This is a genomic window from Arthrobacter cheniae, assembly GCF_003602275.1.
Taxonomy (GTDB): Bacteria; Actinomycetota; Actinomycetes; order Actinomycetales; family Micrococcaceae; genus Arthrobacter_D; species Arthrobacter_D cheniae.
In genome coordinates, this window is sequence record NZ_QZVT01000015.1 from 33447 (window position 1) to 53691 (window position 20245).

Annotated in this window: 23 protein-coding genes; 9 read left to right on the forward strand and 14 right to left on the reverse strand. The window is 61.8% G+C overall.

The genetic code is table 11. The features are described from left to right. Positions 1–238 precede the first annotated feature (238 nt). Complete coding sequence (locus D6T63_RS20285; RefSeq protein ID WP_120150524.1) at positions 239–760, forward strand: GNAT family N-acetyltransferase; 522 nt, start codon at positions 239–241, stop codon at positions 758–760. A 530-nt stretch (positions 761–1290) separates the two neighbouring features. After that, positions 1291–2553 (forward strand): MFS transporter, encoded by a 1263-nt coding sequence (locus D6T63_RS17645; RefSeq protein WP_120150526.1) that lies wholly within the window; start codon positions 1291–1293, stop codon positions 2551–2553. Between the two features lie 882 nt (positions 2554–3435). On the opposite strand, the gene D6T63_RS19055 is transcribed toward D6T63_RS17645, so the two are convergent. Further along, positions 3436–3765 (reverse strand): hypothetical protein, encoded by a 330-nt coding sequence (locus tag D6T63_RS19055; protein ID WP_147394429.1) that lies wholly within the window; start codon positions 3763–3765, stop codon positions 3436–3438. Between the two features lie 228 nt (positions 3766–3993). Here D6T63_RS19055 and D6T63_RS19060 point away from each other — a divergent pair, with 228 nt between their 5' ends. Next, complete coding sequence (locus D6T63_RS19060) at positions 3994–4308, forward strand: hypothetical protein (RefSeq protein WP_147394430.1); 315 nt, start codon at positions 3994–3996, stop codon at positions 4306–4308. A 59-nt stretch (positions 4309–4367) separates the two neighbouring features. Here the strand turns inward: D6T63_RS19060 and D6T63_RS17660 are convergent, their stop codons facing one another. Next, positions 4368–5042: a hypothetical protein gene (locus D6T63_RS17660; protein WP_147394431.1), complete on the reverse strand. Its 675-nt coding sequence runs from the start codon at positions 5040–5042 to the stop codon at positions 4368–4370. A 257-nt stretch (positions 5043–5299) separates the two neighbouring features. On the opposite strand from D6T63_RS17660, the gene D6T63_RS17665 reads away from it, so the two are divergent. Further along, on the forward strand, positions 5300–5635 hold the full coding sequence (locus D6T63_RS17665) for a nuclear transport factor 2 family protein (RefSeq protein WP_120150535.1): 336 nt from the start codon (positions 5300–5302) through the stop codon (positions 5633–5635). A gap of 103 nt (positions 5636–5738) precedes the next feature. On the opposite strand, the gene D6T63_RS17670 is transcribed toward D6T63_RS17665, so the two are convergent. The 4 genes from D6T63_RS17670 to D6T63_RS17685 all read right to left on the reverse strand — a co-directional run bounded on the left by D6T63_RS17670 (position 5739) and on the right by D6T63_RS17685 (position 8449). Then, positions 5739–6194 carry a MarR family winged helix-turn-helix transcriptional regulator gene (locus D6T63_RS17670; protein ID WP_235830840.1) on the reverse strand — a complete coding sequence of 152 codons (456 nt, stop codon included), beginning with the start codon at positions 6192–6194 and terminating at the stop codon, positions 5739–5741. Positions 6195–6460: 266 nt separating this feature from the next. Next, positions 6461–7171 (reverse strand): tyrosine-protein phosphatase, encoded by a 711-nt coding sequence (locus D6T63_RS17675; RefSeq protein ID WP_120150537.1) that lies wholly within the window; start codon positions 7169–7171, stop codon positions 6461–6463. A 10-nt stretch (positions 7172–7181) separates the two neighbouring features. After that, positions 7182–7607, reverse strand: a complete 426-nt coding sequence (locus tag D6T63_RS17680) for a YunG family protein (RefSeq protein WP_120150539.1) — start codon at positions 7605–7607, stop codon at positions 7182–7184. Continuing rightward, positions 7604–8449, reverse strand: coding sequence for a class I SAM-dependent methyltransferase (locus D6T63_RS17685; RefSeq protein WP_120150541.1), 846 nt, complete (start codon positions 8447–8449; stop codon positions 7604–7606). Before D6T63_RS17685 ends, D6T63_RS17680 begins: the two co-directional genes overlap by 4 nt. A gap of 118 nt (positions 8450–8567) precedes the next feature. Between D6T63_RS17685 and D6T63_RS17690 the strand changes: the two genes are divergently transcribed. Both D6T63_RS17690 and D6T63_RS17695 read left to right on the forward strand, forming a co-directional pair. Continuing rightward, complete coding sequence (locus D6T63_RS17690; RefSeq protein WP_120150543.1) at positions 8568–9137, forward strand: P-loop NTPase family protein; 570 nt, start codon at positions 8568–8570, stop codon at positions 9135–9137. Positions 9138–9278: 141 nt separating this feature from the next. Beyond that, positions 9279–9734, forward strand: a complete 456-nt coding sequence (locus D6T63_RS17695) for a GrpB family protein (protein ID WP_235830841.1) — start codon at positions 9279–9281, stop codon at positions 9732–9734. 51 nt (positions 9735–9785) lie between these two features. Here D6T63_RS17695 and D6T63_RS17700 read toward each other — a convergent pair whose 3' ends face one another. Further along, positions 9786–10241, reverse strand: a complete 456-nt coding sequence (locus D6T63_RS17700; RefSeq protein ID WP_120150547.1) for a GNAT family N-acetyltransferase — start codon at positions 10239–10241, stop codon at positions 9786–9788. A gap of 111 nt (positions 10242–10352) precedes the next feature. Between D6T63_RS17700 and D6T63_RS17705 the strand changes: the two genes are divergently transcribed. Continuing rightward, positions 10353–10799, forward strand: a complete 447-nt coding sequence (locus D6T63_RS17705; protein WP_120150549.1) for an NUDIX domain-containing protein — start codon at positions 10353–10355, stop codon at positions 10797–10799. Positions 10800–11308: 509 nt separating this feature from the next. Here the strand turns inward: D6T63_RS17705 and D6T63_RS17710 are convergent. Then, positions 11309–12559 (reverse strand): MFS transporter, encoded by a 1251-nt coding sequence (locus D6T63_RS17710; RefSeq protein ID WP_120150551.1) that lies wholly within the window; start codon positions 12557–12559, stop codon positions 11309–11311. A gap of 75 nt (positions 12560–12634) precedes the next feature. On the opposite strand from D6T63_RS17710, the gene D6T63_RS17715 reads away from it, so the two are divergent. After that, positions 12635–13189 (forward strand): ArsR/SmtB family transcription factor, encoded by a 555-nt coding sequence (locus tag D6T63_RS17715; protein WP_120150553.1) that lies wholly within the window; start codon positions 12635–12637, stop codon positions 13187–13189. Positions 13190–14246: 1057 nt separating this feature from the next. Here D6T63_RS17715 and D6T63_RS17725 read toward each other — a convergent pair. The 6 genes from D6T63_RS17725 to D6T63_RS17750 form a co-directional block, all read right to left on the reverse strand. Next, a complete protein-coding gene (locus D6T63_RS17725) occupies positions 14247–14723 on the reverse strand; it encodes a GNAT family N-acetyltransferase (protein ID WP_120150557.1) in 477 nt (158 codons plus the stop codon). Positions 14724–15691: 968 nt separating this feature from the next. Beyond that, complete coding sequence (locus tag D6T63_RS20145; protein ID WP_328588691.1) at positions 15692–16255, reverse strand: helix-turn-helix domain-containing protein; 564 nt, start codon at positions 16253–16255, stop codon at positions 15692–15694. Further along, positions 16180–16389, reverse strand: a complete 210-nt coding sequence (locus tag D6T63_RS19925; RefSeq protein ID WP_235830842.1) for a hypothetical protein — start codon at positions 16387–16389, stop codon at positions 16180–16182. Before D6T63_RS19925 ends, D6T63_RS20145 begins: the two co-directional genes overlap by 76 nt. Positions 16390–16500: 111 nt before the next feature. Further along, positions 16501–18777, reverse strand: a complete 2277-nt coding sequence (locus D6T63_RS17740; RefSeq protein WP_328588690.1) for a heavy metal translocating P-type ATPase — start codon at positions 18775–18777, stop codon at positions 16501–16503. 84 nt (positions 18778–18861) lie between these two features. Beyond that, positions 18862–19512 carry a YdhK family protein gene (locus D6T63_RS17745; protein ID WP_120150563.1) on the reverse strand — a complete coding sequence of 217 codons (651 nt, stop codon included), beginning with the start codon at positions 19510–19512 and terminating at the stop codon, positions 18862–18864. After that, positions 19512–19721, reverse strand: coding sequence for a heavy-metal-associated domain-containing protein (locus D6T63_RS17750; RefSeq protein ID WP_120150565.1), 210 nt, complete (start codon positions 19719–19721; stop codon positions 19512–19514). The genes D6T63_RS17745 and D6T63_RS17750 overlap by 1 nt, the downstream gene beginning before the upstream one ends. A gap of 340 nt (positions 19722–20061) precedes the next feature. On the opposite strand from D6T63_RS17750, the gene D6T63_RS19065 reads away from it, so the two are divergent. Continuing rightward, positions 20062–20245, forward strand: a 184-nt coding sequence (locus D6T63_RS19065; protein WP_147394432.1) for a hypothetical protein, incomplete at its 3' end; no start/stop codon positions are given.

Sequence of the window (20245 nt, forward strand, 5' to 3'; positions counted from 1 at the left end):
CGTCGTCATGCGTTCACTCTAGAGCGCCCGATGCAGGTCTCGTGTGATTGTCTCTGCGCGTCGCCTTTGAGTCTCTACGAACACCTGCGAGGCCGTCCCAGTCAGGATGCCGATGCGCGCATGGGCGAATGGCCTTGGCTCGAAAGCTCCTACGGGTTGAGCCCGATGTACGGCGACGATGGCTCACGCGCCGTCGATTCGCCTGGCCCTCTCCCAACAGGAGCTAGTCTGAGCCACTATGACAAGGGTCGACGGTGCAGTTAGTTACGTCCGGTTCGAGCATGTTGCCCCGGACGAAACTTGGGCTGAGATCGCGGATCTCTTCGTTTCGAGCTTCGCGGCCGCTCCTTACAATGAATCACCAAGCGACCTGCAAAGCATCACTCAATGGGCCCCCGACCAACTTGCTAGTCCTGGTGGGCGCCTTGTAGCGGCGGGCCACGATGGGCATGTGATCGGCTTTGCGCTGTCTCAGAGGCTTGACCAGGACATCTCCTGGCAGCGACGACTAGACGCAATGCCGACAGCGCGAGACGCGGCAATCACGCCGTCGAGAATCGTTATCGTCCAGGAACTAGCTGTCGACGAACGCTTTCGAGGCCGTGGGATAGCTAAGCAGTGCATTCGCGAACTCCTCTCGGACCGAACCGAACACCATGCAGTCCTAGGCGTTTTCGGCCAAACACCCCAGGTACGAGAGATGTATACACGATGGGGTTTTCAGAGCTTGGGACCTCTCCCATTTACGGCGGAACCGTGACCCTGCATGCCTTACACCAAAAACTTCCCTGCATGGCTTAGTCATCTCTGCACGAAGGGAATGCGCACACAGGGGCCTTGCACGATCGTCAGTCCGTTGCCATAGGTGCTGCGCTAAGTACGCCCCGCACAAGACCATCCGCACGCAAGGGATCCCCTTGCGTACTGCGCCTCAGGGCAGTGTTGCGTGACGTCTAGACCTCGAACAATCCTGTTGCGAAAGTCGTAAAAGGGCCCTAAAACAACGCGATGTGAGGCGATCTGCGCTGCGGCGTTTGGGTGTACTCGGCGCCGCAACACCTTCGTTGACGAGCTGATGTACGAATAGGGCACCAGTGCATACATCTTCCCCGTACCGGATAAAGGCGCACTGCTCGGAGTAACGCCGGCCCGCATGAGTGCAGCACCTCGGGCACGAGCGGTGAGTGCTCGGGTTTACAGACAGGTAATTTCGCCCAACCGATACGATCCGAATACGAACGGTGCAACCAACCTTCGCCCCCGCCACCTTCCCCTCGTCAGGAGAATGCAATGTCCTCGTTCGGTGAGGTGCTCGCTCCGCGTCGGTTGGGCAGCAGCTTCAGATGGTTGCTCGCGTCCACCTGGACGAGCAACATCGGTGACGGGATTGCCCTCTCGGCCGCTCCTCTGCTGATCGCGTCGGTGACGTCGTCGCCGCTCCTGGTCGCGTCCGGGGCCATGATGCAGATCCTGCCGTGGCTCCTGTTCGGACTCCTGGCGGGTTCGATCGCCGACCATCATGACCGGCGCCGACTCGTCATGCTTGCGAACGGTGTCCGGGCCGTCATCGTCCTGGGCCTCGTGACCGTTCTCGTGACCGGTCAAGTGAGCATCTGGGTAGTGCTCGTCTCGGCTTTCCTCTACGGAACGGCCGAAGTCTTCGCGGACACGGCCGGCAGCACGCTGCTTCCCATGACGGTGCCATCGGCCGATCTCGGGGTCGGCAACGCCCGCATGCAGGCCGGATACCTCGTGGCCAACCAACTCGTCGGGCCGCCGCTGGGCGCTTTCCTCTTCGCTGTCGGCTCGTTCTGGCCGTTCACCGTGCAGATCCTCTGCGTGAGCCTCGCCGTTGTCCTCGTCTCGAAGATGGCGAAGACGCCTCCTCCGCAGCAGGACGTGACCGCCCTCGACGACGGCATCACACCTCGGCCCATCCGGGAGGGTCTTTCCTGGCTGCGTGGCAACGCGCCCGTCCGGACGCTGATCCTCATCATCCTGATCTTCAACGTGACGTGGGCGGCCCCCTGGTACGTCCTCGTGCTCTACGCCACGGAGTACCTGGGCCTCAGCGCCGTTGGCTACGGTCTGCTCGCGACCTCCGCGGCTCTCGGCGGACTCGTGGGAATCAGCTGTTTCAGCTGGCTCGAACGGCGGGTCCGCCTGGCCACCATGATGCGGGTCTGCCTCAGCCTCGAGGTGGTGATGCACCTGGGTTTCGCTCTCACGACGTCGGCCGCACTCGCCTTCGTCATCATGTTCGGGTTCGGCATCTACGCCTTTATCTGGGGCACCATCTCGACGACGGTCCGGCAGCGCCTCGTTCCCCTGTCCCTGCAGGGGCGCATTGCTTCCGTCAACATGGTGGGCGTATTCGGTGGGCTCGTGATCGGGCAGCTGCTCGGCGGGCTGATCGCCCAGGTGTGGGGACTGACCGGGCCGTGGTGGTTCGCCTTCGCGGGCTCCGCCATCACCCTGGCCCTCCTGTGGAAGGCCATCTCGAACATCTCCGCAGCCCCGCTCGCTTTGGAGTCAGAGGCACCGACCGGTTAGAACCAGGGCTGGGGAGCCACCCTGTCATTGTTGACGAGGACCTCGAAGGGAAGGTGGCAGCCGGTCGAGTCCCCCGTGCTGTCGATCGATCCCTTTGCGTGCGGACACTGTTGCACACGGTGTACCCAACGCAACAGCTTCGGACGGTAGCAAAACCGACCCGAGCGCGGCCATGTCTGGAGATACTTCCGCACATGGGTTTTGCCACTACTGCGGAGGCGCTCTAAGCCTGTGAGTTCTCGTCAAGATGGCGGGGTTCTTGTCTGGTGTTTGGTGGGATCAGTGCTCGCTACGGTGCTCGGGTTGTCCCAAGAGGATCCGCATACGGGAATGTAGTGAGCATGATTCACTGGCCCTGGGAACTGATGCTTTAGGGGAATGAGAAGACACCATGGTCCAGTCGACGGAGCACACATGCACAATGTGCGGGCGCAGCACAGCCGCAGACGATAAACACATCAGGTTTTCCGTGCCTGCTCCCGTCCTGGACAGTAATCGGAAGGATTTGGATGCAGGGACATGGCTGAGCCACGCGGATGCCACCTCGTCGATCCTTATGCAGGTCGACCATATCGGTGCCTTCGTGAGGGCATTACTGCCGGTATCCCTTACCGGGGGCAGAAAATTATCTTCGGGGTCTGGGTAAGCATTCATCCCCTAGACCTGCAGCGTGCCTTCTCCATTTGGCATGAGCCCGAGTACGCGGAGTTGAAGCTCACGGGGCGCCTGGCCAACGCTATTGAGCCCTGGGGGCTGCTCCGCGCTCCGGTCGATATTGCCGTCGTGAATGCCGATCACACGCCCTATTGTGTCAGCAGCACAGATGCTGAGCTTTCGTTCCTGCTCCATAATGAGTGGTCACATCAGAGTCTTGACCAAGTTCTAGAGCGTTACGATCGCACGGGAGGTGGTTGTGCCCACCCAGTTGGGGACCACCCCGACGGCCTGACTGGCCTCCACTGCTGACCTCGGCGCCGAGACCGGCGTGGTGGTGGATAATGGCCGCTTATGGGATTCGGGGACTGGCCACAGCGGTACCGGGCCGGTGACCGCGAGGGTGTTTGGGCGGAACTCAGCGGGCTCGGGGCGGATGTACGGGATACGGAAATCCAAACCCAAGCGCAGTCCGTGTGCGATGAGATGGCTCTCCGTGCCCGTTACAACGTCCGGCTCCTTGAGCGGCACCTGAAGGCGGAAGGATTCGTCTTCCATTCAAACGATGATCAGAGAACCCCTGTCGATCCGTTCCGGCCGGCGAGTCCTGAGGCTCCCCGGCTGTTGGCTTGGCTGGAAATGGAACTTGGACCCGTCCCGCTGGTGCTGTCGTCTTGGCTGAGACTTGTCGGCGACGTGTGGCTGGTCGGAACCCACCCAGCTTGGCCCGAGTTATCCGGAGCTGACCCTCTGGTCATTGAACTAGAGGGAAGCAGGTACCCGGACATGGAAATGAGTGAGTATTTTGCCAGCGAGCACGAGGCATGGGCAGAAGAAGCAGCCCATAACCCGGGTGCCGGGTCGTTCGTTCTGCCTGTCTCCCCGGATCGCTTGCATAAGGCCAATCTGAGCGGCGGGCAGCCTTATGGTTTCCGGATTCCCTGCTCGGACGCAGACGGCGTTTTCACGGCACCGGCCGAGATGTCGTTTGTGTCCTATCTGAACCTCGTCCTCGAAAACGGCGGATTCGCTGCATGGCCGCCGGGAGATGCCATGGCACGGCTCAAAAACCGTCTAGCGGACGGAATGCTCGCGCTGTAGAGGCCGCTAAGCTCGCGGCTGCATTGAAAAGAAGAGTTCCTGCTCGCGGTGAGCGAATTCTAATCAGTTGAGGCCTCTTTGGCTGCTGCTGCAGCGAGCGACTTACGGGCCCGCTTGATCGCCTTGTCCGCGTTCTTGCCGAGTTGTGTTCCGTTCGCGGTTGCTTCGACCTGCTCGAGGTGCGGTATGGCCGCGGCATTGCCGATGGTTTGCCGCAGCGCCGACATGGCATGAAGGCCTACTTCATGGTCGTGGATCAGTTCGAGGAGAACAGGCGCGACGAGCCCGCTCTTGCGGTACCGCCAGAGTGAGTCGACGATCTCCTGCCGACTCCGACCGAAGCGCTTATCGGTCGCGAGGTCCAGCAGCTGTGGCAGTTGGGCGACTGTCGCCGTCGCGGCCAGTGATGCGCCGATCGTCCATCCCGGTGTGCTGGTGGCATCTGTGACCGCCCAGCGACGGAAGCCCGCCTCCAGGACTGGGAATGCTTGCGGGCGAAGGCTTGGGTGGCCGAGGTACCTCGCGACCGCGTCAACTAGTCTTGGTTGGTTCAACCGCGGGAACCAATTCAACAGGACCGGCCAGGACGCTCTGATGTCGAAAGTGGATGGTGTGAAGCAGGTGATGTTGTTGACGAAATTCCCGAAGTCCGCCAACCCCGTGACCCCGTGCGCAGCAAGAGCTATCAGCAACGCGTCCCGCTCCTCATCCTCCGCAGGATTAGGTACGTACATCCGGTGTAGACCCCTTCTCGTCGCGATGCTCTCAGCGTATACATGCCGGCCCTCAGTGCCTGCTAGCGCCCTCAGAGGGACAAAAATCGAAGCTCCATGCTCGCTTATCGGCCGATCGTAGAAGGACCCGCACATCCGAAGCTTCCCGCTAACGGGATCCCTGAGCGGACGTTTCTGAACGGATCAACTATCTTCGTCAGCACGAAGAAGTGCGAAGGGGTCTGGACGGAAAGTGCCACGAGGATCAGGATCGGCGTATGGACCTTTCGCCGCAGGATGCAGTTCTTGAGTTCGTGCGTGCTTTCCGCGAGCAGGACCCGACCCTTGCTTTGTCCCTGATGGCGCAGGATTTCACCTTTACCAGTCCCCAAGACGACCATCTGAACAGGGATGCTTGGCTGGAGCAGTGCTTTCCATCGGCTGACCATTTCGATTTACCGGCGACAACCTTGCAAATCGTCGAAGTTGGCGGTGTCGTGTTGCACCGGTATGAGTACATAGTCGCCGGACGCACTTATCGAAACGTTGAAGCAAGCCGAGTTCAGGACGGGCTCGTGCGCGAGGTAGAGGTGTACTTCGGTGGAGCCGTTTGAATCGGCAGAAGAGAGGCGGTCATGCAGGTGGATGGGATCCGCTGTTCACGCTCCGTCCGCTGACGGATCCCTGAGCGGGACGCTCACTCAGTGCTGAACGGTTTCAGTGGTCGAGGGCTGTAAGGAGTGCTGCGAGGGCGTCCTGCTGCTCTGAGCTGAGGGCCTGAAGGAACGCATGTTCTACCGCCACGTGGTTCGGAAGAACACTGTCGATGATGGTGCGGCCGGTATCGGTGAGGTGGACGAGTTTCCCGCGGCTGTCGTGCTGGTTCGAGGTCAGTTCGATTAACCCCTCGGCCTCGAGCTTGTTCAAGCGTTGGGCAATCGCACTCGAGGTCACCATCGACGTCCCCACCAGATCCTTTGGACTCAGAGCATAGGGAGCCCCGGAGCGGCGAAGTGTTGCCAGCACATCGAAGGTCGCCGCATCAATGCCTTGAGCCGCGAAGTTTTCACCCAGGCGCGCCTCGATTCTCCGCGCCACCCGGAAGAGCCGGCCGATCATAGCCATCGGGCTCACATCCACGTCGGGGCGTTCACGCGCCCACTGCTTCAGCACCGCCGCAACATGATCCTGACGTGCAGTGCTTGTCGTGGGAGAGCCGTTTTATCCAGGATGTGAAGCCGGAATGGGATGTGACCCCGTCATCAGGTAGCAGCCCGAAGCCGTTTTTGTGCAGGCCAGGACCCTACTCTGTGAGTGCTTCAAGCCAGGCACAGCTCCAGGTAGGGGCAGGGGCAGGGGCAGTCAAAACGACCATGCCAGAACCTTAACTATCGAGTCCCAGGTGTAATCGCTGAGGGATCAGCTGCTGGGCAGGTGTTTCAGACAGCGAGTCCGGCTCGGATAGAACTGACCGAACCCTCGGTGACTTTCGCTCGTGACAGCCATGCATCGTCCACCACGTCGATCGCAGTACCAATTGCTTCATTGGCTCTTACGCCTGCCTGTCGTAGTGCGCCCTCGAGTAGTTCGACGGACCGTGGCTCGCGCGACTCGAGATTGCGGGCACTCAAAAGATAGTCCTCGGTGATTCCCTCGACGGTCGCGCCGGCGATAGTGAGTAGGAGTAGTGCCATGATGCCCGTGCGGTCATGGCCGCGCCCGCAATGCATCAGGACAGGGCCCTCCGCTTGGGCGAGAGCATTGATCGCCGCCCCATACATTGCTGGCCAATTGATCAGAGCCTCGGAAAAGTACAACGGGGTTCCCCACAGCCCGGTGCATGCCCATCGGGCCATGAAGGAAGCATCGGTCGCGTCCTCAACCGGTATGCGCAGCACCGTGGCGGTCACATCAGCTGGAGGAACGACGGGACGATTTGAACGGATGACCTCCTCACCTTCCAGCCCACCAGTCTCCAGCGAGGCAATAGTCCGCACACCGTAGTTCTGGAGCTCTCCCCACCCGGTTGGTGTGAGATTGAGGGGATGATCGGACCGGGCGTAGGCGCCCCTGCGGGTTTGTCCTCCACCTTGGAGGGCTATCCCTCCGAGATCCCGGGCATTGACCAGGCCTTCCCATCTCAAGCGCATGCGGGCTCCTTCACGTAATTCTCATCGGATACTCGTGCGACTCGTCTGGGTCTAAGGCCAGTACGGCCGTTACTCGTGTGCGGAGTAGCCGGTATTCCTGCCCGTACGCCCGCGGCCCTTCCTTTGGTCGGACGACGACGAGGGGCTCCCCGATGATGCGGTGGGGTTCGAATTGCTCTCGCGTCAGGTCGATTTCGACGCCGCCGGCGAAGCGGTTCCAGTAGTGGACCTCGTCGTGCTCGGTGCCGCCGGTGACGTCTGCGATGAGCAGATCGCCGCCGAGCAGGTCTTGGACGACGAGGGCTGTGGGGCCGCACTGCCCGTGTGTCGGGTTATCCGGCGTCCACTTGGTGAGGCTCGCGGCGTTGAGACAGGTGGTGTCGGCACCCCAGGACTGGCGGAAGGCTTGCTCAAGCTCGAGCCGGGTGACACTCATGGTTTCCGGGCGATGATCGTGTAGGTACACGGAACAAGGTCACGCTCGGCTTCCGGCCATGCGAAACCTCCAGGCACCTCAACCATGCGGGGTGAGAACTTCCACGGAAGCGTGGTGCCCTCGTCAACTCGCAGGATTTGCAAGCCAGATCCGAGGAGGGAGTTGATGATGTCAGACAAGGGGTGCGCCCACTGATATGTCCGAGGATGCTCGACCGTGCCGTCTCCTGCGTAGGTGGATTCCTCGTCCCACACCTGAGCCTGGCCGGTGTTGAAATAGGGGTATCGGAGGCGCATTCCGTCGGCATGCTCATCGAGTGAATAGAGGACCGGGTGTCCGTCACGAATGTAGAACGTGCCGCCGGATCGTAGGAGTCCGGCTATCTGGGACGCCCAGCGGTCCAGGTCCGGCAGCCAATTGATGGTCCCGATGCTCGTGTAGACAAGGTCGAAGTCACCGGCGACAGCGGCACGGGCGTCGAGGACATCGGTTTCCACCCATATCGCATTCAGATCCAACCGCTTCCCAAGACCGGCAGCGGACGCCAACGCTGCTGGAGAGAAATCGACGCCAGTCACCCGGGCTCCTGCCCTGGCCAATGACAGTGTGTCGGTGCCGATATGGCACTGCAGGTGGCACACATCCAACCCAGCCACCGTGCCACTCGGTAGGAATGGTGCCAGAGCTGTCAGGTCCGTGCGGATGACGGAGCTCAGATGGTCAGGATTATCGAGATCACTGATCCCGTACGCCTCCTCATGCAGGGGAACACGGTCCTCCCAGTTCTCCCGATTACTCGCCCGCGCAGCATCCCAGTCAATTGCAATCCGGTCATCACCCATGGGGCGAGCTTATGAGCAAAGGGATGACGACGAGCCGCGCCCCTGTCCTTCCCCGTGTCCTGGCTCGAGTTCTCCCGCGAATTCCTCGTCTATTTCTAGAGGCATTACGGTGGGTCTTATGACGGGTGTACCGGCTCAACGGGTTCTCTTCCATGTCGTGACCGGTAGCGGGAAAACCTCAGCCGCCCATGCCTACGCCATCGCTACTGGGGTTCCCCAGTTCTCAGCGGACGACGACGTGGGCTGGCTCCCTGGCTGGGAGGGCAGAGAGATCGAGGACCAATATCGGATTGCGGCGACCATCGCCGGCCAGGACCGTTGGGTCCTCGACAGCGCCTACTCGTCCTGGCGGGACATCATTATCGCCAGGACCGAGCTCATCGTGTTCCTCGACTACCCGCGGTGGCTTTCGCTCGGACGGCTCGTCCGTCGCACCATCCGCCGCATCATCAGCAAAGACCAAGTGTGCAACGGCAACACGGAAACTCTCCGCCGCGTGTTGGCAAAGGACTCAATCATCGGCTGGCACTTCAAGACATTCACCCGGAAACGGAAAGCGATCGAGCAGATAAGGGCAAATCCGTCGATGCCTCCCGTCCTGTCCTTCCAGCGTCCGTGCGACCTCGACTCCTGGATTGCAGAAGGCGCCCATGCACCACCGGCCGTTCAGTCTCTGCGTGAGGATTGAGCCGGTGCCTAAGCCAATGATCGCTACTCTGGCTTCATGATTGATCGATACAGTGCGGGCATCATCGTTGAGCCACACTCACCGGATTGAGCGCACCAGTTCCGGGTCCTCTCTGATGCCCCGAAAGTCATCCTGACCGGTTTGCCCATCACCTCGATCGAACATGTCGGCTCGACCGCCATCCCGGGTCTGCCAGCGAAGCCCATCCTCGAAATCGACATCATCGTTCCACGGGGCATCGTCGCTCCCGCCACTGAGGCTCTCATAAGCGCGGGTTACACCCACTGTGGAAACCTCGGAGTAACGGACCGCGAAGCCCCTAAGGCACCCGATGAGAGACCAGCCCGAAACGTGTACCTCTGTGTGGCTGGCACTTTGCACGTCCGTAATCATTTGGCCGTCCGGGGCGCACTTCTCGCAAACCCCACACTTTGGAACCGTTACGGCGCAGTGAAACAGCAGCTGGCAATTGAACCGGGTTTGGTCATACACCGGTACATTGCGGGCAAATCCGCGGTGCTGCAGGACATTCTGGCAGTCTCGGACCTCACGGACGAGGAAAAGACAGAGATTTACGAGCTGAACACGCGGAAGTAGTCGTCGAAGGCGCCCGATGGCGTTCTCAGGGAGGGTCATGCGGAGGGTTACTCAGCGGGACGATGCGAAGAGAATGAGGTCCGACTGTCCGTTATCGGCCGTCACCCCGTGAATCGAGACAAAGCGGCCCAGGGCACGGAAGCCGAAGGTTGCGTGCAATCGGATTGAAGCGGCGTTGTGCTCGTTGGTGAAGTAATAGGAGCGGTCGTCGCGAGCCCAGATCCACTTCATTCGAGCTTCAGTGAGTGCTAATGCGATGCCCCGGCGGCGGCGATCCGGCTTGACCATCACGCCTCCCAAGTAGTGGCCCGCAGGGGCCTCATGATCTGGCTCTTCGTGGAAGTGAGTCTTGGCTACGCCGACAACTTGCCCTCCTACTTCCGCGACCACGACTAGTCGCTTCTGCCTCATCAGGAGTGTGTTGAGGTTCCATGTATCGCGACCACTGGCCGCACAGATGGTCTCCACACCGTCCTCATCATCTGGTGTTGCCGGGCGAACAAGCATCTGCTGATCCTACTGATGGGCGACGCCTGGTCAACCTACTGAGTTCCGATGGAGAAATCCATAAACGGGGTGAGAGTGAGGTGTGAAGCACAGGATCCGTAGAGTGACGGAATGCCCCGTGAAGTTCAGAAGGTTGCTTGTTACGTCGTTCATGATGGGCACCTCTTGGTGTTTACTCACAACGATGTGCCGATCACGGAGACAGGCGTACAAGTGCCGGCTGGTTCGATCCAACCCGGAGAAACCTCCGAGGAAGCCGCGATCCGCGAGCTCTTCGAAGAAACTGGCCGGCATGGTCACCCTGTCCGAGGCGTCGGAACACAGGAGTACGACTTAAGGCCAGCACGAGACGAGATAGCCGTGAGGCATTACTTCCACATGAACATGGAAGACGTTGATCTGGCAGAGCGGTGGACGGCGGGAGAACTCGACCCATCGCATGGTGGTGCGAGCATCAACTGGACCTGCTGGTGGATGCCACTCACAAACGGGCATGTGCTTGCAGCAGGGTTCGCCGGCTTGCTCGGTGTCATGCTCGACGAAGGCACTGCCCCGTAGCGGACCCTCAACCGGTCACTGTTGGGCGAGCCATATCTAGGACGTCCCACTGTTCTTCATCGACGGTGGTCTGGAAGACAACCCCGGTCCTACCGAATCGGAGACTCTCATAAAGATTGAGGGCTGCGGTGTTGTGAGCGTAGACCCTCAACTACAAGATGGCGTGGGTTGATGCTCGACAACCTTGCCGAACAACTCTGTCAACAAGTTCTCGGCCTATCCACGTCCCCGGTGTTCCGGATCCACGATGAATGAACCCGATGCGCATCAGGTCTGCGTCGTTGTTTATCAGGAGGGATGCATGTCCTACGAGCTCCTGGGATTCGGCGTCGACGGCGGACCAGTAGGTTCGGTGAGGGATGCCGAAGTAGCTCGCAAGTTGGGTGTACCCAAACACAACAGTCTCCGCGACCAGTTAGCGCATGCATGAGATGCAAATTTCCTGTCGGGTACGGGTGAGCTTCGGTGGCCCATATTCCGGAGGTCGGTCGGCAGAGAACCGTGTCGGCTTATGACTGGATGTCGGCGGCGGTGATTGCTTTGCTTGTGAGGGTGGGCATCAGTCCCAGCAGTGCCAAGGTCAGTATTCCCATGATGGCGAACATGGCTTGCAGGCCGAGCCATTGGGCGAGCAAGCCGCCGGCTGCGGCTCCGAGCGGCATGGTGCCCCAGGCCAGCAGGCGGTAGGCGCTGTTGACTCTTCCGAGCAGACGGTTGGGCGTGATGCGTTGGCGCAGGGACACGGTAATGACATTCCACAGCACGATCAGCATGCCTCCAACGAAGAAGACCGGTCCAAGGACATAAGGGCTATCGGTGATGGCGGGCGCACCGACAAACAAGGCGACCCCGAAGATTGCCAGCGTCAGCGATGCCGACCGGCCAAGCCTGGCTTCCACCCGTTCCGCGATGATCGAGCCGACGAATGCGCCCACGGCCGAGGTCGTCAAGAAGAGGCCGAAGCCCGTTGCGGACAGACCCATCGGTGAAGCCGGGCCGACGGCGAACAGCACCAGGACCGCGAAGGCGGCGCTGGAGGCGAAGTTGAACACTCCGGTCATCACCGCGAGGGTGCGAAGGATCCTGTGGTTCCGCAGGAACCGCAGACCTTCGCCGATGTCGAACCTCAGTGTCGTCGTGTGCTCGCGCTCGGCGCGGAAAGATCCCCGGATCAGGAGCAGGCCACCGGCGGCCACAAGCCATAGTGCCGCTGGCACGGCGAAGCCGGCAACGACGCCGAGTGCCACCAGCAGCCCGCCCAGTGGCGGCCCAATGAACTGGTTGGTGATGAGCTCGATCCCGTAGAGCCGGCCGTTGGCACGCGAGAGCTCATCCCGGTGCACCACCTGGGGCAGGATCGACTGGGCGGAGGTGTCATAGAGCGTTTCGGCGACGCCCACCATCAGCGCGACAACGTATAGGGCCCAGAGGGACCCCCAGTCGAGGAGTATGGCGCCCACCAGCAGTCCGGGCAGTACGGCTCGGCAGAGGTTGGACCACACCATAAGCTTGCGCCGGTCCAGCCGGTCGGCCAGCGCTCCGGCGGTCAGGGTGAATAAAAGCCATGGAAGTGTCGCTGCGACACTGAGCCCGGCAATCAGGACAGGCGACTGGGTGAGCTGGATGGCCAGCAGCGGCAGCGCGATTTTGAAGACTCCATCGGCGAGGTTGGACAACCCCGAGGAGGCCCACAGCTTCCAGTAGGAGGCGCCCAGCGGCGCCCGCACCGTCTTGTTCGCCTGCGCTGCATGAGGAGTCATAGGTGGACCATTCCACAGCGATTTATAAAATTCAAGGCGATTCGATTGTAGTACACCAAACTGTAGGATTGGTTCATGACGACAGCGCGGCTAGAAGCGGATGGGCAGTCGGACGGAATCGAGAAGCCGTCCGCAACTGCCCGGGAAGTTAAGGCTTTGGCTCATCCGCTGCGCCTGAGAATCCTGCGCCTGTGCGGAGTTCAAGAACTGACCAACAAGCAGCTCGCCGACCGACTGGGCCAGGATCCGGGAACAATGCTCTATCACGTGCGGCAACTACTCTCGACCGGCTTCCTCGAAGCGGCCGAGGTCCGCGCCGGAAGCAGCGGCGCCCTTGAAAAGCCGTACCGATCCACGGGGCGGTCCTGGAATTTGGATACTGCCCTCAGCGACGCCGGTCCTGACGGTCCCCTGGCGCCGGTCGAGGCGTTCCGGGAAGAACTGACTGAAGCGGGCCCGGACGCGCTGGCGAGCCTGTCGCGCTTTGTTCTGCACCTCTCGGCGGAAGATGCGGAGGACCTCATCACGCGCGTCGACGCCGTATTGAGCGAATACGCCGACAGCGACAGGCAACGATCGGACCAGCCCGCATACGGTGGAATCTTCGTCCTTCATCGGACACCGGAGTAGGCCGCCGATCCTTTCCCTAACGCACCGGCGGAACTGTTTACCTCAGGGTGTCGCGGTGAAAGACGGTCGGACGGAACTGAGCAAGCGGTCATAAAGCACTTCGGGAACAGCGCCACTAATCGCTACGACTCACACGGACCACCACCTGCGGAGGAGGCGTGGCACAAACGACCCGTTGAGCACCGCTTGGTTGTGCTGTCGTTTCTCGCAGTCGTCTGCGCAGCGTGCCGTACCGTTCTGGGGTTCGTGAAGGCGAGTGTCAGCATCCGGTTTCTCGGACTCCTCTGCATAGACGTGCAGGTCATCGGGATAGATCGCGGCCGCGCCAGTGTCAGTGTCAGCGTCAGCGTCAGTGTGCCTAGAGTGCGCGCAAGCCGATCCCGTTGGGAGCCTTGATTCGGGTGCGATACTTGCGCCATGGAATACGGGGGAACGCTTTCAGGGAACGAGTTTTGGGAACAGATGAGCGCTATGGAGGACCAGGTCCGAGCGACTGCAAAGGACCTACCCTGCTTTGGGCTCGCGAACTGGACGGGGCCCCTTGCCCTAGGAGAGTGGGATCTGGGGAGCCGCCCACCCATGACAGTGGGCCTCCTCCACGGTGGAATGACGGGCGGCCCTAGTCTGCGAACGTGGACGACGCGTCAAGACCCGATGCGCACGGTCGCCCTATACCGAGTGATGGCCGGCGGGCGGACACAGGACCGGGGTGAGCACGAGCAGCGGATCCGGCGTGCTGAGACCCAATCAGGAGGTCGGCTAGACCTGCTGGTCGATGGTTCTAGCGTCACGTTCGACTTCTGGGACGAACCTGACGGTTGGTGGGCGGCGACCAATCACGCTGGCGTAGGGCTGATTTTGAAGGCTGAGGAAGTCCGTCCGACCGCTGTCGAGCTGAGGACGATCACCGATCTCGAGCCCTACCTGCTGGGTAGCCGAACCCAGATCGAGGCCTTCCGAGGTAACCGCTAGAGACACTTCCAGCTGACCAGTTCACACACAGCCCTGGACGGTCAGGGATCGTTCAGCGCACTGCCGACCTCCTACGAGATGGATCTTATCTAGCTAGGGTCTTCTCGAGAATGTCGTCTGTTTCAGTGGCCCACTGCTTTCGTCCGTCGTCGTCGACGTACTGATAGGTCGTCGTGGTTGTTTGCCCGGTAGGTGTGAAGCCCAGCCGTTCATAGAGCCGGCGAGCACCCTGGTTCTCGACGCCAACGCCGAGGTAGATCTTGTCGAATCCTGCCTGGGCGGCGTAACTCTCTGTCCAGGCACACAAGACCGTGCCTACGCCGGCGCCTCGAGCGGCTTCCTGTACAAACAGGTGCTTCAACTCCGGGGTGTGATTCGAAGCCAAATCTAGGACGACGGCCCCGACCGGTTGGTGTGTTTGCCAAGCTGCTGCGTACACAATCTTGCCGGTGGCCTGGTGTTGAAGATGGCTGCGCGCAACGCCCGCTCCTGGCGGTTCGGTCATTTCCAGTGCGGCTAAGTCAGCGTCGTCGCACCGCCGAATCACTATCTCGTCAGACATACGCTTGTCCCCTCGCTTGAGTCTTTCGATGAGCGTACCGAGCGCAGTACAAGCAGCGACCCCGATCTATGTCCGATGAGGGATCGCCATACGGGTACCTAAGGGTGGATACGCACCCGAAGCTAGGGAGGTGTTGGCGGAGTATGTTCAAGCTGTGGCCTACGATCCGATCCTTCTTCTCATTGTCTTCGACATTTTTGCCATCGGACTGCTGGGCCTCGTGCTTTGCGCGCTCGGCCTGTCCTGGCTCGCGACTCATGCGAAGGAGAACGGTAAATCGTCTGGACGAGGTAGGAGGCGAAACATGCGTGGTTTCACCATCGTAGGAATCCTGTTCATGGGGTCGGCGTTCTGCCCTCCGCGCCATAGCCGTTCTGATTTCCACGTGCCTCATGCGCTAGAAGTGGGTGATCGACTCCCGATAAGGGATCCCTCACCTGACATTTTGGTGCTATTCGGTGAGCCAAGATCCGAGCCGCTTACCCTGCTCTTCGGTCAACCAAAAAGAGATCGACTGCTCACCCTCCGAGGCCTCGAGTCCCGCCTTGATGGAGTAGCCAGACTCACTACCGATGGTCGGACTCAGGCCAAGCGATTGAACTAGTGGTTCAGTGGGAAGATCTTGCCCCATCAGAATCGTGACGGGACCTGTATACGTTCCTGCTAGGACTGCCCTCACTGGTGTATCCGAATTGGCCATCCACCGCGTCCCAGCATCCAACTGATCCTTATGGCCCGAACAAACGGGCACCCCGTGGCCCGAATAGGGTGCCAACGTGAATGAACTCGTTGAAGGTTCGAGACAGCGCAGTACCGAGCAAGCATTCATGAGCGTGATCGTACCTCTAGGCAAGAACAAGCAGCTGGGCTCTCACTCGTGAACGAGAACAACGTTCGTAAGCCGATCCCTCAGCGGGACGGACGAATTTAGGGCCGCTCAAAACTCACTGTCAGTCTCCGCGGACGCCTCATACTAGAGCGATGTGGAGATGGTGGAAGCTGCGGCTGAAACTCAGAAGGGAGTGGCGCGTACGTAAAGCCCGCCTGCTGGAGTTGGAAGCCCAACCGACTCCGCTGTGAACGTTCTCAAGTGCTCGGATAGACCTGCTATTCCGCGGCGGCAAAGATTGCCATGCCCAGTGCTCCTGCATGCGTGGGTAGCGTTGTTCCCACCTTCGGGGTGTAGCGCACCGGCGAGGGTGGTCCTTGGATACCAGGACGAAGCATTCCTCGGGCTTGGGCGACTCGACTGCAAGGACGGCGGTTGCTCCCGTTGTTGCACTGAGGTGCGAGGGGATCCGCCCGCCGGCGACGAGAAGCGGATGATTTTCTTGGATGGTGTTCGACAGGATCCTCAAAGGGGGTCCGATCACGTAGGCGCCGCTGATATCCCGGGACGCCATACGCTCCTCGACGAGCCGGGACAGCAGACGATTGACCGTACTTCGGCTGGCACTCAGGTGTTCAGCGAGCTCTCGGACACCCCACCCGTGATAACGACGACCAATAAGCGCCTCGACAATCGAGCAGATCTCCGCTGCGCCGGCAGCAGCGCGGAGCTGATGCCGAGCGCGGTCTGGATCGTCGGCAGGGCGACAGTGGTGATGATGTCGTTGAGGATCACCAGCAGTTGCGCGCCCGAGATCGCAAGCAGCGGGATCACCATGCCCCGAGGGGCCTATACGCTATCCGCCTGGGGTGGCGGATAGTGGGGTGTGGGACATAGCTCTCTCCTGAATCGGTGCGTCCTCAGGGGCACGAGCAACTGGCGTGGAGGTCAGACTTTCTGGGCGATGCTGGTGAACCCGCGCAGCCGGAGGCTGTTGCCGACGACGAACACGCTGGAGAATGCCATTGCCGCACCGGCGAGCATCGGGTTGAGCATGCCGAGGGCGGCGATCGGGATCGCGGCGACGTTGTAGGCGAAGGCCCAGAACAGGTTCGTCTTGATCGTCGACAAGGTCTTGCGGGACAGGCGGATCGCGTCGACCGCGGATCGAAGGTCGCCACGTACCAGGGTGATGTCGGAGGCTTCGATCGCGGCATCGGTGCCGGTGCCCATCGCCAAGCCCAGGTCGGCCTGGGCCAGGGCGGGGGCGTCGTTGACACCGTCGCCGACCATCGCGACGACCTTGCCCGCTTTCTGCAGGCGGGCGACGACGTCGACCTTGTCCTGCGGGAGGACCTCGGCGATGACCTGTTCGATGCCGACCTCGGAGGCAATCTGCCGGGCCACGGCTTCGTTGTCACCGGTCAGGAGCACCGGGGTGAGCCCGAGTGCCTTCAGCTCGGCGATCGCCTCCTTGCTGGTGGGCTTGACCGTGTCAGCGACAACGAGGATGCCGCGCGCGGCGCCGTCCCAGCCGACTGCAACGACTGTCTTGCCCTCACCCTCGGCGCGGGCCTTGGCCGAGGCCACCTCGCCGGAGAGGCGTTGGGACCACTCGGCCAGCAAAGACTCACGGCCTACGAGCACCGCGTGCCCGTCGACGACGCCCTGCACGCCCTTGCCCTCGAGGTTGGCGAAGTCCTCCGCTGATGCGAGGGTGCCGGCCTCCTGGGTGGCTGCCTTGGCGATGGCCTGCGCGATCGGGTGCTCGGAGGCATCCTCCAACGCGCCGGCCAGGCGCAGCAACTCGGCCCGATCAACACCGGGTTCGGTGATGACCTCGACCAAGGTCATCTTGCCGCTGGTGACCGTGCCGGTCTTGTCCAGCACGACCGTGTCGACCTTCCGGGTGGACTCCAGCACCTCGGGGCCCTTGATGAGCACGCCCATCTGCGCTCCGCGTCCGGTGCCCACCAGCAGTGCGGTCGGGGTCGCCAGCCCCAGGGCGCACGGGCAGGCGATGACGAGCACGGCGACGGCGGCGGTGAATGCGGCCGCGACCGGGAACCCCGCCCCGAGCCAGGCCCCCAGCGTGATGACCGCGACGGCAATCACGATCGGCACGAACACCCCGGAGATCCGGTCGGCCAGGCGCTGCACCTCAGCCTTGCCGGTCTGCGCGTCTTCGACGAGCTTGGCCATCTGCGCCAGCTGCGTGTCGGACCCGACCCGGGTGGCGCGCACCACGAGGCGGCCACCGGCGTTGACGGTGGCGCCGGCAACCGCGTCCCCCTCGGCCACCTCCACCGGCACTGACTCACCGGTGAGCATCGAGGCGTCCACGGCGGAGGTACCGGCAGTGACAACGCCGTCGGTGGCGATCTTCTCACCGGGGCGGACAACGAACTCGTCGCCGATCTGCAGGTCGGAGGTGGGGACCTTGACCTCGGCGCCGCCTCGCAGCACCGAGACTTCCTTCGCGCCCAGCTCCAGCAACGCCCGAAGCGCTGCCCCGGCTTGACGCTTGGACCGCTTCTCGAAGTACCGGCCGGCAAGAATGAACATCGTCACCCCGGCCCCGACCTCAAGGTAGATATTCGCCGCACCATCAGACGGGCCGACCGTCAGCTCGAACGGGTGGGTCATGCCCGGGACACCTGCAGTACCGAAGAACAACGCGTACAGCGACCACAGCAGGGCGACAGAGGTGCCCATCGAGATGAGCGTGTCCATCGTCGCAGTACCGTGCTTGAGATTCGTCCAGGCGGACTTATGGAACGGCCAAGCCGCCCACACGATCACCGGACCGGCGAGGGCGAGCGACAGCCATTGCCAGTAGGTGAACTGCAGCGCCGGGATCATCGCCATCGCGATCACCGGGACGGTGAGCACGATCGACCCGATCAGCCGGTGCTTGAGCGACAGCAGCTCCTGATTGGGAGCGTCCTCGTCATCAGTGGACGACGCCTCACGCCTGCCACTGTTTCTGGGCGCCGGGAGCACGGCGGTATACCCAGTCTTCTCGACCTCACTGATCAGCAGCGCCGGGTCGTACCCGTCGGGCACTGTGACCCTCGCCTTCTCGGTGGCGTAGTTGACACTCGCCTGGACGCCGTCGAGCTTGTTCAGCTTCCGCTCGATCCGGTTCGCGCAGGAAGCGCAGGTCATCCCGCCGACCTCCAGCTCGATCTGCGTCCCGCCTGCCGGTGGTGCTGTTGTGCTCACTGCGTTCTCCACTCTGATTCCTACCCTGATTCCCGCTCTGTTGCTTCGTTTCCGCCTGCTTGACGGGCGGAGGGCACCCAAATGTCAGGAGGCTGGCTTGATTTCGCTCTCGACGACCCATTTGTGATTGCTCATCGTCATGCCGTTCGCGTCGACGTCGACCACGTACACGGTCTCGGCGGTCGAGCTGTCGATCATGGCCTTCGCCCCGCTCATACCGGTCATGTGTTCGGCGTTGAGCACCACCTCCATACCGTCGGCCAAAGGCGCGTTGCCGGCGTTGTCGAGCTCCTCATGGACGACCCACCGATGATCGACAACCGGGTGCCCACCGGTGGTGGGCGTGTAGCTCACCGAGTAGGTCGTGGTGTCGAAAGCACCGGAGATAACCGCGTCCGCCCCCTTCATGCCCGGCATGTGGTCGGCGGTGAGGATGACTTTCGTGCCCACCGGGTACGTCGGGTTGGTAGCGGGCCTGATTCCCTCGGGGGCCCGGCCGCCGTCCGGAGCGTGCTCGTGTCCTGCCATGCCGCCCGCTTCCTGCCCGGCCTCGTTCATGCCCCGGTCGTGAGTGCCCATGTCGTCCTGCCCTTCGCTGTGATCTTTCATCCCGCTCGTGTCCTGCCACGCCGCTACGACGCTGTCCGGGACGACGACGCCGGCGAGCCCGTAGGCCGCGCTGAACGCCACCACCAACCCGGCACCGTAGAGCGCAAGCCGTGCCGGAGCCTTCATCAGGCCCGCACCGCCGAGTAACCGGCTTCCGTCACCGCAGCCAGCACCTTCTCGTCATCGATCCCATCCGCTCCGGTGATGACGAGCTTGCCCGTCTGCGCGCTGACCTGGATGTCCTCGACGCCCGGGACCGCGGCAACCTCCTCACGGACCGACATCTCGCAGTGCCCGCAGGTCATTCCCGTCACCTTGTACTCGTTCACAGCCAACACATCCTCTTCTCCGTCATACCCCTGGGGGGTATCTAGTGAAAATAACGCTATACCCCTCCCGGGTATTTCCGCAAAGTGAGGGGCACGCTGCTGCCGCTGAGGCGTCCTGCCAAGAAAGTGCTGAAAGGCAGTCCAACACTCTCTTGACTTATACCCCCGGGGGGTATAGGTTCTGGGGTACCTGAAAAGTTGTCTCCCTCACGAGGGATATACACAGTGATGGTCTGACCGCGCACCTGCACCCATCAAGGCTCCCAATAGGACCTGACCTCCAGCAGGAGCCTCTCCCGTATAGGCGACACCGCCTGCACCTCACATCGCACTCAGGAGACCGATCATGAACGCAACACCCAACACGACGATGACCCTCACGGACATCAGCACGACCGTTGCCACAGGTGACACCGCATCCGCCGGCGGGTCATGTGGGTGCTGCGCACCCCAGCAGGCCACCCCGAACCAGCCATCACGTGAGACTGCAGTGTCGGCCGACTACTCGGTGAGCGGCCTGACCTGCGGTT